A 12,217-nucleotide genomic window follows, 5' to 3' on the forward strand; every position below is an offset into this window, starting at 1 on the left:
AGATCGTCGCGCAAGCTGGTGTAGATGTCGCCGAATCGATCACCGAGAGCGGCCAGCAACGCGCCCTGCTGTCGAATACCGTCCGGGTCGAACCGAAACTCGCTGCCCACGATGCCGCCGCTTCCGATCAGAATCGGCCGTCGCCGCGAAGCCAGTACCGCTGCTCGAAACCTGCCGTGTACTCCGAGGTCGACACCGACTCTGTCGACTGCTCCACCACGCCGTCGTCGGCGACATAGAACACCGCACGGTCCAACGCGAACTCGTCACCGCGCACCGGGGAGTGCACCATCCACCCGACGCTGAGCCGGTCGGCCGTCAACGTCGACAGCGAGAAGCCTGTCGTGCCGAAGCCCTCGCGGCGAATGCGATCCCGGACCAAGGCGATCGCCTCCGCCTCAGAAACACCGCCATTGTCGGCTGCCACCAGCCCCGCGATAGCGAACTGGAGGAATGCCGCATCGCAGTCGATCTCGTCACCATCACCGAAGACGCTTCGAATGTGCTCACGAGTAACCGCGCCCGCCTGCGCGGCCGAAATCAACAACTGGCTCGACGCCGGCGCCGCATCACCCAGGTCGGCGAGAACGCTGACCATAGTCTCGACTGTCCACACGGCGGGCATCGCGAAGGCGCATTCGGTCATAGGAGCCGATTCACCTCGATACCATTGGCCAGATTCCCACCAGTAACAAAACGACAGCAATCCGGTAGCAACGCGGGTGTTGAGCACCACGTCCGATACCCAATACGGTGCGCCCGCAAAGAGTTTCGGCATAGCCGCACCTGCGTTGTATGCAGCATCCAATGCCGGCGCATTCCACACACCACCCGACAACACCGCACGGCGGCCAGGCAACAGCGCCAGCGTCGAACCACTACGACCCGCGCCCTCGAACACCCCCACCGAGGGGCACACCCGCGGTCCCCAGCTCGACCCTGCCGCTACGAACGCCGCCGACAACACTGCCCATCGAGCCCATAGGTCGCTTAGGTCCAACAGCTCACCAGTCACCTGCGTCGGCCGCACGCCCGCAGCACGGTCCGCCCGCGCGTCATCGGTCGCGCGGCGAGGGGGCCGTGACACGCAATTCTCGCGTCTGATGTACGCCGCCAACCACACCGGAAGGCGTTCGCGGGGAAAAGCTTCCAAGTCAGCGCGATATGCGTCAGGGGCGAACAACTGCACACCCGGGAACGGCTCTTCCCCACGATCACACACCACCTCAACCCCCGCCGCGTCGATCCGCACGATCAGTCGCCACCACGGCCCGTCCCCGGACTTGGCCGACGCTTCACGATGCCGCCGCACGGCGGCCCACACCGCAGTCGGCACATCGCATCGAACCGGCCGAGTACCGTCATCCACCACCATCAGCGCGGTCTCGCAGACGACTGTCATTGCGAACCATGCCTCCAGCCGTCGCCAGCCGGGCGGCGCAACCAGCCGCAGTTCATGGGCAATCTCGTCAGTCAACCCCATGAACTCGACCCTCCCCTCGGTCACCTTCATCCTTCCCTTCCACAAGCGCGAGTCCGCGGTCGAGCGAAGCGACCTTCGTCGAATTCGCCAGCCATCCCGAAGTCGACCGAGCACTTCGCGCGGCCCGAACCTGCTTGCCGCAGGCAGTCCACACTTCGAAAAATCTGGGCACAAGCTCACGATGAGCGAGCATCGCTGTTGCGAGAATGCCGTAACCATCAGCCACCTTGAAGGGGTGAATGGCCAGTCTCTGGTTCTACAGGTCCTTGGACTGACGAGGCGGCGACACCGCGGCTCCTACCACACAGGTTCCGGGCCTTGACCGAGCACACAGAACGTTGCGGTGCAACCGTCGCCATCACGACCAGGGTGATGCCGAGAATTCGTCTGTGCCATCTTCGGGTCACCAGTGACGCCCGCATCGTGATCAGCGACTGGAAGGACGACTACGACCACTACCGCAGGCATTCAGCCCTGGGCAATCCAACCCCGCGGGATACGCTGCTGCCTGCATCCACCGATAACCCGACTCACATTCACGGTGGACCGATCAACGGGGTCCCGTCACTCCTACATCGACGGCTGGTACAACACCCAGCGCATCCCGAAGAAGCCGGACCGGCGCTCACCCGACGAGTACGAAGCCAGCTACCATCAACGGGTTCTGGCCGGAACCAGATAATCACACTCTCCAGCTCAGCGAGGGAGCCTCAGGAGCGGTTACGCCCGGCATCACCCGCCCCCGCAACCCGTGACCGGGAAAGGCGTTCGTGCACACTGTGATCGACGATCACTCCCGCATCGCCTACGCCGAGATCCACGACAACGAAACCGCCGACACCGTCATCGCTGTGACGAGCAGTAGCCTCGCTCGCCGACTGCGGCGTCACCACCGAACGCGTGCCGTCGGAGAACGGCAGCTGTTATCGGTCGGAAGCAGGACCCGAGCGTGCACCGAACTGGGGACCCGAGCCAAACACGCCCACCCTACCGGCCACAAACCAACGGCAAGATTGAACGGTCTCACCGCACTCTGGAGCCGGGTGGGCCGTCGCCCGCCGCTACCACTCCGCACAAGCTCGGCGAGCCGCGCTGCCAGCCGGCTGCACACCCACAAACACCACCGGCAACACACCGCCATCGGTTGAGCACTAACCTCGGCGTGGACAGTTGACGTCCACGCCCTTCCGGCGGCCTGGTCGGCACCCACGAGTTCCGCTTGTCCGAAGACGGCAAGGACTCGGCGCGGACAAAGCCGACACACAGGAGGGCGTAGCGTCGACGCCTGAGAAACCCACGCTGCAGGCGTGATCACCACCCACCGATACCCCGCGCCGTCACTGACACGAGGCCACACCGACAGCGGGACAGAACTGCCATCCGAACAGGCGCAGTGGTTCAGAGACTTTAGGTCAGGCTATCTTCGCTGCCGCCGGTCAACATCTTACGAATGAGTTCTGCACGCGAGTTGGCTCCGACCTTATCGAAAATCCTGCGCAAATGGTGGTCGATTGTTGTAGGACCAAGGCACAGCTGAGCGGCAACCTCGCTGTTAGTAGCTCCAGCCGTGACTGCATCGACAATTCGCACTTCCTGCGGCGTGAGTTTTAAGATACCCCGGGAAACAGTGGTCTCCGCGGTCCCTCCTGCAGAATGCAGTTCGGCATTTGCTCTTGCAGCCCAGCCTTTGACATCGTGCGCTTGAAATATCTCAAGTGCAGTACGCAACGGTTGTCGTGCTTCGGCTCGACGCCGCTGGCGGCGAAGGTACTCACCGAACAACAGCTGCGTTCGTGCATGTTCGATCGGGTGGTCACCGCCAGTGTGTAATTCTATCGCATGGCGGAATTCGGCGACCGCGGCGGCAGGGGTGGCAGCGAGTAGCGCGCGGCAGCGCGCGGCCAATGCTGCCAATGCGGGTGAGTGTGCGGCTTCAGCCCATTGGGTAAACTTGGCAAACGATCTCAATGCCACAGCCGGTTGTCGTGCCTTGACTGCAGCCTCGACCAAATCTGGAACAATAGGCAATATTATGCGTGGATTTCCGCTGTCGACCGGTAATTGCAAATTCGCCAAAGCCAAGTCGGGCCGGCCTGCGACCAAATCGACCATACCGAGCGCTCGCTTGGCGGTCACGCCAGCGCTCATCAGTCCACGGGGCACCGCTTGACTGAGAACGTCGTCCGCCAGATCCCGTGCCGTTCTCATTTCGCCCTGCATCGCGGCAAGTAATGCCAGGGAGCTCTGATAGCGGCACCTCAGATTCGGATAGCCGAGATCTTCCGCGAGTCGATAGCCCTCCTCTGCGGATGTCCGGGCAGTCACCAAGCGATCGCTGGAGAATGCAAGAGCGACTGAAGAATCCAATGCCCACACGAGAACTCCCGCTGCCCCAAGTCGACGGGCGTAACTGACAGCCTTACCGTTCAGCCGCCGCGCGCGGTCCAGATTGCCAATGCATTGCATCAACTCGCCGGCCCAACACAGGACGGACGGGTCATCGATCGATTCCACTGCCACTTCGTCCCCGGTCCACAATTCGGCCTCTCGGCCTGCAAACACTCGGCAAGCGCCGCGGAAGAGCCTGAACAACGCGTCTTCTTTGCTTTGACCTGTCAGCGGTATCCGCTCACTCAGGTCGGCCATCACCGACCATCCAAGAGCCGAATTAGCGTGCAAACTGGCTGCGCCAAACATCATTATCGAGGCGATCGCTCGGTCTGGAGCGTCGGCTAGACCCGTTCGCATCAGCGGTTGCAACGTTCGTATGGCATCGGCCGGTACACCAGTGAAAACATCAATCATGGCACGGAGGCCAGCGAAGTCGCCACGCAACGATGCCTGAAGCGAATCATCCCGAGCAATGAGTTCCACCATTGCTTCAGCTCGTTCGGAGTCCCCGCTTCGCCAACTCGCAACTGCCGATCTATATCGGCGTCGCGACCGTTGCGTGTCATCAACGCTCAACTCTGCGGAGCGGCCGAGTAGAGACGCGGCCGTAGGCAGATTATGCCGCGCCGCACTGACAGCGGCTTTCTCGAGGTGACTTGCTATAATCTCGTCCGGACCGTCGGCTGCACACCCTAGGTGCCAGGCGCAGCGATCTGACACAGCATCGCCGAAAATTGCTGTCAACGAACCGGCTATTGCCGTGTGTGCCTTACGTCGGTCAGACGGTGCAGCGCCATTATATACTGCCGACCAGATCAGAGGGTGACGAAACCTGATCGTCTCGTCATCAACGATTAAAAGGTCGTCCAACTGCTCGAGATCATCGACTATTTTCGCGGCAGCCGCATCCAGCTCGGCGGTTGCACACTTCAGGACGTCGCGTCGGATGTGGCCGACAGTTGCAATGGTTAGTAGCGTCAATTGAACTGGCCGACTGTGACGCTGTACCTGCATATAAAAAGCCTGTAGCAATTCCTCAGTGAGCGGCAGAGGCGTGCTCTCGATACCTACCTGTGACACCCTCGGTTGGAGGGTACGGATCGCGAGCGGGTTCCCACCTGCCCCGCCCAGAATTGAATTTTCTTGTTCTGGGGAAAGCTGCATATCAGTTCTTTCGAGCAGCAACTGCCGCGCAGCGTTAAGATCGAGACCGACCAAATGCAGACCTCGTATACTGGTCAGTTTACGTCTCTCGCCAGTTCGTGCCGCAAATAAGAGAACTATCGGCTCTCTATCGATCCGCCGGGCAACGAACTCCAGAACGCCGATAGAAGAGCGGTCCGCCCAATGTACATCGTCCACGAGGCACAGCAACGGTTTAAGAGAGGCGAGCTCGGACAACAAGGTCAGCGTCGCAAGACCAACTGTTAATCTGTCAGGTATCGACCCGACCTTCTGGCCGAAAGCAGCTTGCAATGCCACAGCTTGAGCATCGGGCAACCGCCCGATCCGATCCATCACCGGCCAGAGTAATTGATGCAATGTCGCGTACCCGAAATTGCTTTCTGGCTGCACACCGGCGGCTTGTAACACTTGCATTCCGGCGGCTGCTCCTGCAATCTCGGACAGCAACGCGCTCTTACCCACTCCTGGCTCCCCACGCACGACTACGGCACTCCCATACCCAGCCGCAGCCTTGACTAGCAATTCCGCCAGTACTGCGCGTTCCTTGTCACGACCATACAGCACGGTACAATTTTAGTTGGGTTCGGCCCACTCACCTCCGATGGGAAATCGGAGCCGCATCGGCGGTTTCTGTCAACCCGATCCCGGCGGCCTAAGGATTCCTGTCCAGGCGCGCAGGGCGAGCAAACCACCGCCGCCTCTGGTAGGGCCCGGGGTGAAGCGTACGCAGCCAGAGAAAGGTCGAGTGGCCGGTGCCGGAGCCCGAAGCGATTACAGTGACGGCCATTGGCAGCCCTGAGGTCGGCGACCAGGAAGACTTGTGACATGCCACGAGGCGCTGCCGGCGATACCGCGCCAATTACCACTATGGCGACAAGCGTATCCAGGGCGGCGCAGAACTCCGCCATGCTGGGATCGACGAATTGATTCGTTCGATAGTGATACACCTTCCATACGGCGTATATCAACGCTCCGACTCCAGCCATATATGCACTGATCGGAGAATTGGCAATTACGGCAGTAGCTGCAGAGCGCCGAATGGTAGCATTACCTGCGCTGAAGGTGGAAAGGCTTGCCGACTACTAGTTGCGAGCCGGGCCAATGTCATCAACATTCCAACACCTCCATCGGTCTGTAATATCCAGCCTACGTCGAAATGGGAGTCGAAGAACCGGTCTGCCGCCCGCCCGGTGGCCATCACCATGCCTCATTCGATGGGTGTGCGGGTAGTCCGGCACAGGCGTGCATGAACTATGTGCCAGTCCACGAGGCCGACGCTCTGCAGGTCGGTGTCGGTACTTAGGCGCTGGTTACGCTGGTAGTTCGGCACCGCCAGTCCGAGGCACCCTGTTCGTGCGATGTGTACGCAACGGCATGTGACCGAGTTGCGCGTGGCCAGCCCACAGTGCTTGACTCACATCGCACGCTCCCAGTCCGCCCCATCCCGCTCGACGGGGCTGACACCACCCTTCTCAGCCTGCCGGGTTGCCCGCACCCTGTCGCGATGACGTCTCTCGACGGTGCTGGGCCGGTCCGGTCAGTAGGACTACATTGAAATTATAAAAATTGCGTTGTCGCGCACAAGACGCGAACATCTGGCCCGTAGCGCCGGAAATCTGCCGATCTTTGCCCAGCGCTAGCCGCATTATCTATTACGCGCTATGCAGGTCTGTAACCGCACTTCGGATCGAACCGGGGCGTTTGCCTATTCATTACTCCCGTCATCGAGTATGATGTGGATGAGTTCGGCACGGGAGCTGACTCCTATCTTTTTGTAGATTTTGCGCAGGTGGTAGTCGATGGTCCTCGGGCTGAGGAACATTTGTGCCGCGATGTCTCGATTGGTTAGGCCATCTGCGACGGCGTTGACGATTTCCCGTTCCTGTTCGGTCAGTCTCACCGGACGATGGCTGATGTGAAGCCGGGTGCCTTCTCCTGCGGCGCGCAGTTCATGGCGAGCGCGCTCCGCCCAGCCAGTAGCACCCAGCGCGCGGAAGGTCTGGTAGGCGGCGCGCAGTGGTGCCCGTGCTTCGGACTGACGTCGTTGTCGTCGCAGATGTTGGCCATAGAGCAGGTGAGTTCGTGCAGTCTCCAGTGGCTGATTACCGATTTGATGGAGTTCCAACGCATGAGAGAATTCGCGGTCGGCGACGGCGGGTGAGGCGACGAGCGCACGGCAACGTGCGGCGAGCGCACGCAGCTCAGGTCCGTTAGTGGCGTCAGCCCACCGCGTGTACAGGCGTAGAGGCTCGGCGGCTAGATCCGGCTGGCGCGTCTGCACCGCCGCCTCGATCAGTTCAGGAACATTCGCTATGGCCGGGCCGAGATAAGTACCGTCGTCTACGGTTCGAAACTGAGCGAGCGCCTCGTCGGGCCGCCCAGCGGCGAGGTCCAGCAATCCCAGCGCTCGGCGAGCGATGATAACGGCGCTCATCATTCCTCTGGGAAGGGCGTCGTCCAGGACTTCCCGGGCAAGCGTTTGAGCTCTTGTTTGGTCACCGCGTAGTGCTGCGACTGATGCTAATGCGGCGCGGAAACTGAGGCTTGCGTTGATCTGGCCGGTCCCATCTGCGATGTCTCGGCCCTCCTCGGCGAGTGTCGCGCTCGAGTCGAATCGGCCGCTGCTCAAGTCGTCGCTGACTACTCGTGCCAAAGCCCACGTCAAATAGACTGCGTCACCCAGACTACGTGACAGCTGTACGGACAGACGGCTGAGGTGTCGGCCCTTATCCCGCTCGCCGAGCCACCACATTACTTCACTGGCCCAGCATAGGAGCCCAGGATTGGTGAGCTGATCGGCCGCATCCAGATCCGTGGCCAGTACTTCGGCGTTCTTGCCTTTTCGGACTCGGTACGCTCCGCGAAGCAGTCTGCCGAGTACGGCTCCGATGCTGCCACCCGTGGTAAGTAGCCGGTTGGCGGCGTCTTCGATCGCACAGTATGCATCTACTTCATCGGCGCAGGTCGATGCCTCGCCGAGAAGGATCAACACGGGGATCGCTTGAGTGGTACCCGTATCCATCGCTTGACCGACGATCGGACGCAGCATTTCCAAGGCGTCGGCAGGCCGGCCGACCTGCAGTTCCAGTGACGCTCGTAGCACGGTGATTTGCACATGGAGCGTCTCGTCCTGAGCATTGTCGACATCGATTCCATCGAGCAGTGCCAGGGCCCGTCCGAAGTATCCGCTGCGCCACCACGCCAAGGCGGCTATGAACTGCCTGCGGGATCGCCGCAGTCCGGGCGTGCTCAATTCTACAGCTCGAGTGAGTAGTGTCGCCGCTGTAGCGGTGCTCGAGCGGCCAGCATCATGCGCGGCCTGTTCGAGTTCTTCGGCAATGCTGTCGTCGCATCCTTCGACGGCTTGCCCCAGGTGCCACGCGCGACGTGCGGATCCGCCGCCTTCGCGGGCAATAGCTGAGGCCAATGCCCGATGTGCGTCCCTCCGATCCGTGGGTGTGGCCCCGTGATAGATGGCAGCGCGAATCAGCGGGTGGCGGAACACAATGGTCGCGCCGTCGTCGTTGATGAGGTCGTCGAGAAGATCGAACCGTTCGAGACTGGATATCATAGCCGGTCCCAATGTGGCAGCCGCACTGCGCAATACGTCCCACCGAATTCGGTCGTCGGAGGCGACCAACAGCAGCAGCCGTTGCAACGGTTCATCGTTGCTTCGCACCCTGCGGAGGAAGGCACGTATAAGCCTCTCGGCGACTGGCAGCGGTTCCACCATAATCTCTGGTTTGATATCTTCCACAGAGAGTTCGCGGATCGCCAGTGGATTACCGGCTGTTGCATCGAGCACGCAATTTTGTTGCGCAGCGGTAAGCTTGTTGCCGAAACGGGCGACAAGAAGCTGCCGCGCGGAGGGCCGGTCGAGCCCCCTTAGGGGCATGGCGACTGCGCAGCTATTCGTCAACCAGTCCCGATCATCGCTGTGGGTGGCCAGCAGCAGAGCGATTGGGGTGGCTTCCAGTCTCCGTGCCACGAAAATGAGGACATCGGCAGAACCCTGGTCCATCCAATGCGCATCGTCGACGATAAGCAACAGTGGCGTATCGAGGGCTAACTCGGTGAGTATTGACAGCGTAGCCAAACTGACCAGAAATCGATCAGGGGGCGATCCGCTCGACGGATCGAAGGCCGCCCTAAGTGCTCCAGATTGGGGACCAGGCAACCGATCGATGAAATCCAGCACAGGTGTGAGCAGATGATACAGTGTGAAAAATTCCAGTTCGGACTCCGATTCGACACATTGCACACGCAGAATGCGCATCTCCGAGGCCACCTCAGCACATTTCTCCAAGAGTGCTGTCTTGCCGATCCCTGGGTCCCCGGATACTATGATCACTCTCCCGTGTCCAGCGCATACTTGTCGTATCAGGGTTGCAAGGGTGGCTTGTTCTGAATCGCGGCCGTACAGCAGCATGGTCGAGGACTGAGGCGATGGATTAACGCGCCGCATCATCGAGCTCCTCGTGTCGAATCGAAGCGATGTCCGGCTTGGATCTCTCCGGCACCTCGGCGCCCTGTTTTCCAGTTGTACTCTGCGGGCCGGCTGGGCACCGGACCTGCCCGCGGACCGGCGAGACGCCGAGTGCGGCAATAACCCAGTGGTACCGGAGATGCTCGGCGGGCGCTGTGCGGGCGGACGCGATGACCTCTGCCGCAGCGCGGACGATGTCGCGCCGTCCAACTGAGGACGCCCATCGGCTGAATTGAGTGTTGAGCCATAGCCCGAATTCGGAACATCGATGGCCTTGAGCCCGATGATATGCGTGGAGTTGCTGGTCAGCCTCGGTGTACTGCCGGGTGGGCACCTGCGTGACCAATGCATCACCCGCGTAATTCCGCAAGAGCGGACAAGGTATCGACGTGTCCGCGAAGTCGGTCGTCATATTTGTCCCATTGTGTTTCCACAGCGGTGTAGCCATCGGCGCAGAGAACCGCTCTGACGGCGATCGTGCGCAGTGGGTCGGACGCAACAGCGTGGCCAACGCGGCTTCTCCTTTCGCGACCATACCGGTGGTATGATGGTGGGTTTCTCGGGCTGTGGTTCCACCCGCGCGGAGCAGCGACAGCAGCCGACGATCTCACAGTGATTACCTAAGTAGCCCGATCGGCATCAGTCGCGGGGTTCCGTATCCTCGCCAGTCTTTCCGCGAACTGTCCACAGAGTTGGGCAGCTATCAGGTTCGGCGCCGCTGCGACGGCAAGTTGCTTGTAAGCGCGAAACCGCTGATCCCGCCCATCTCGCTACAGGCGAAGCCGCATGATGCACGCTTCGATCCGCAGCTCTTCCGCACGCCGCAGCTACGTCATACCTATGTCGGCGAAATACCTCGGCAAAACATGAGGTTGCGGAATCAGCGGACGATTTTGTCGGACGCGAGGGTGACCTGGCTTATCACGACACTGCTGCTGCACAACAACGGATGGTCGCTCGGGGCTGCTGCACGGATAGGTGACAGTGGTTAGCAGCCTGTCAAGCTGCTGGGGTCATGATGTGGTTTCGAATTCGATCGGGGTCAACCGGCCGAGGCGGGCTTGCCGTCGGCGGCGGTGGTAGGTGCGTTCGATCCAGGTGACGATCGCGGTCCGTAACTGTTCGCGAGTGTCCCACCGCTGCCGGTCCAAGACGTTGCGTTGCAGCAGACTGAAAAAGCTCTCCATCGCGGCGTTATCACCGGCTGCGCCGACCCGGCCCATCGATCCAGATATGCCGAATCGGTTGAGCGCGTGGACAAAACGGCGTGATCGAAATTGAGATCCGCGGTCGGTGTGAAGGATGCAACCTGCTACGTCACCCCGACGGGCAACCGCATTGTTCAACGCGGTGACCGCGAGTCTGGACTTCATGCGAGAGTCGATCGAGTAGCCCACGATCCGTCCTGAGAACACGTCCTTGATCGCGCACAGATAGAGCTTCCCTCATCGGTGCGATGCTCAGTGATGTCGCTGAGCCACAACCGGTTTCGTTGATCAGCGGTGAAGTTCCGGCGGACGAGGTCATCGTGGACCGGCGGACCCGGTTTCCCACTCTTGCCGCTGCGTCGTTTGCCGAACGCGCTCCACCACCGATTGCTCGAGCAGATCCGCCACGCGGTGCGCTGGGCCATCGTTTCACCGGCTTCGCGGGCCTCATCGGCGAGAAACCGGTATCCGAACTCGGGGTCGTCGCGGTGCGCGTCGAACAACGCGTTGGCTCGATACGCCTGCGCGATCTCGCTGGTGGTGACCGGTTCGGCCAGCCATCGGTAGTAGGGCTGGCGAGCGAGCTGCAGTACCCGGCACGTCACCACCACAGGAATCCCCTCGGCGGCAAGCTCTTTCACGAGCGGGTAGAGCCTTTTCCCGGTAGCTGTGCTTGCGATAGATATGCCGCGGCCCGCCGCAGGACTTCGTTTTCCTGCTCCAGCAACCGGATACGACGCCGTGCATCCGTAACTCGGCCGACTCCGTCCGTGCCGGGCCCGGCTTGTTCCCGTCATCGACGTCGGCCTGGCGCATCCATTTCGACAACGTCACCGGATGAACACCGAAATCAGCGGCGATCTGCTCCAGCGTCACCCCGTCCTCACGGTTACGGGCAACCCGGACCACATCGTCACGGAACTCCTGCGGGTACGGCTTGGGCACGTGAACATCCTTCCAGGCCCACCTTCCGGCAAGCCAGATCGATGTCACCTATCCGTGCAGCAGCCCCTTCCGCATATGAAAGTTCGGCTGCTTGCTCTGCGAGTGACTGCGACGATATTGCTGGCCGCAGCTGCTAGGTCGGTGGGTGCAAGAGAGCGGGTCGATGGTGGGGGTGGCCTGGAAGTGGAGCGCTCGCACGAATTCTCATTTGAAGACATCGGGGCCTTTGATCCGGCGCTCTGACCTGGGCGGGCACGGTCGTCACACTCGACCATCGACGGCTTGCAGGTGAAATTGCGTATTTCGGCGATAGCATGCGAGCCCGACGTCCGGGCCGATATCCGCAACTGGACGGATCGAAAATCGACCTCGAACACCGGCTCCAGATTCGCAAAAGTCCTTCTGGCGCAACCGGTTTGGGCACTGAATAACCGGCGCACCCGCATTCGATTCAACACCTAGTCACGGGCCCTGTGGCGGATGGCGGCGCCCATCGTAGCGATCGATTTCACGAAAAAT

6 protein-coding genes and 2 pseudogenes are annotated in these 12,217 nt (G+C 61.1%); 4 read left to right on the plus strand and 4 right to left on the minus strand.

Annotation, left to right across the window (positions count from 1 at the left end):
• Nucleotides 1-127: 127 nt before the first annotated feature.
• Nucleotides 128-1,513, minus strand: coding sequence for a hypothetical protein (locus tag NWFMUON74_RS19865; RefSeq protein WP_232110465.1), 1,386 nt, complete (start codon nt 1,511-1,513; stop codon nt 128-130).
• A 342-nt stretch (nt 1,514-1,855) separates the two neighbouring features.
• Between NWFMUON74_RS19865 and NWFMUON74_RS36925 the strand changes: the two genes are divergently transcribed.
• Both NWFMUON74_RS36925 and NWFMUON74_RS36220 read left to right on the plus strand, forming a co-directional pair.
• On the plus strand, nt 1,856-2,266 hold the full coding sequence (locus tag NWFMUON74_RS36925; protein ID WP_425343090.1) for an integrase core domain-containing protein: 411 nt from the start codon (nt 1,856-1,858) through the stop codon (nt 2,264-2,266).
• Nucleotides 2,242-2,631, plus strand: a pseudogene (locus tag NWFMUON74_RS36220) (integrase core domain-containing protein); the annotation flags it as partial. The gene NWFMUON74_RS36925 and the pseudogene NWFMUON74_RS36220, both read left to right, overlap by 25 nt.
• 259 nt (nt 2,632-2,890) lie before the next feature.
• Here the strand turns inward: NWFMUON74_RS36220 and NWFMUON74_RS19870 are convergent.
• Both NWFMUON74_RS19870 and NWFMUON74_RS19875 read right to left on the minus strand, forming a co-directional pair.
• Nucleotides 2,891-5,623 (minus strand): helix-turn-helix transcriptional regulator, encoded by a 2,733-nt coding sequence (locus tag NWFMUON74_RS19870; protein ID WP_187683360.1) that lies wholly within the window; start codon nt 5,621-5,623, stop codon nt 2,891-2,893.
• A gap of 1,141 nt (nt 5,624-6,764) precedes the next feature.
• Nucleotides 6,765-9,896 carry an ATP-binding protein gene (locus tag NWFMUON74_RS19875; protein WP_342452766.1) on the minus strand — a complete coding sequence of 1,044 codons (3,132 nt, stop codon included), beginning with the start codon at nt 9,894-9,896 and terminating at the stop codon, nt 6,765-6,767.
• A 341-nt stretch (nt 9,897-10,237) separates the two neighbouring features.
• Between NWFMUON74_RS19875 and NWFMUON74_RS19880 the strand changes: the two genes are divergently transcribed.
• A complete protein-coding gene (locus tag NWFMUON74_RS19880) occupies nt 10,238-10,537 on the plus strand; it encodes a hypothetical protein (RefSeq protein ID WP_187683362.1) in 300 nt (99 codons plus the stop codon).
• A gap of 21 nt (nt 10,538-10,558) precedes the next feature.
• On the opposite strand, the pseudogene NWFMUON74_RS19885 reads toward NWFMUON74_RS19880, so the two are convergent.
• A pseudogene (locus NWFMUON74_RS19885) lies at nt 10,559-11,698 on the minus strand (IS3 family transposase).
• Here NWFMUON74_RS19885 and NWFMUON74_RS19890 point away from each other — a divergent pair.
• The gene (locus tag NWFMUON74_RS19890; RefSeq protein ID WP_187689618.1) at nt 11,591-11,941 is read left to right on the plus strand and encodes a hypothetical protein; all 351 of its coding nucleotides are present in this window, start codon (nt 11,591-11,593) and stop codon (nt 11,939-11,941) included. The pseudogene NWFMUON74_RS19885 and the gene NWFMUON74_RS19890 overlap by 108 nt on opposite strands.
• The last annotated feature ends 276 nt before the right edge of the window (nt 11,942-12,217 follow it).

Origin of the sequence: Nocardia wallacei, from assembly GCF_014466955.1 — a bacterium.
In the GTDB taxonomy this organism is placed as follows: Bacteria; Actinomycetota; Actinomycetes; order Mycobacteriales; family Mycobacteriaceae; genus Nocardia; species Nocardia wallacei.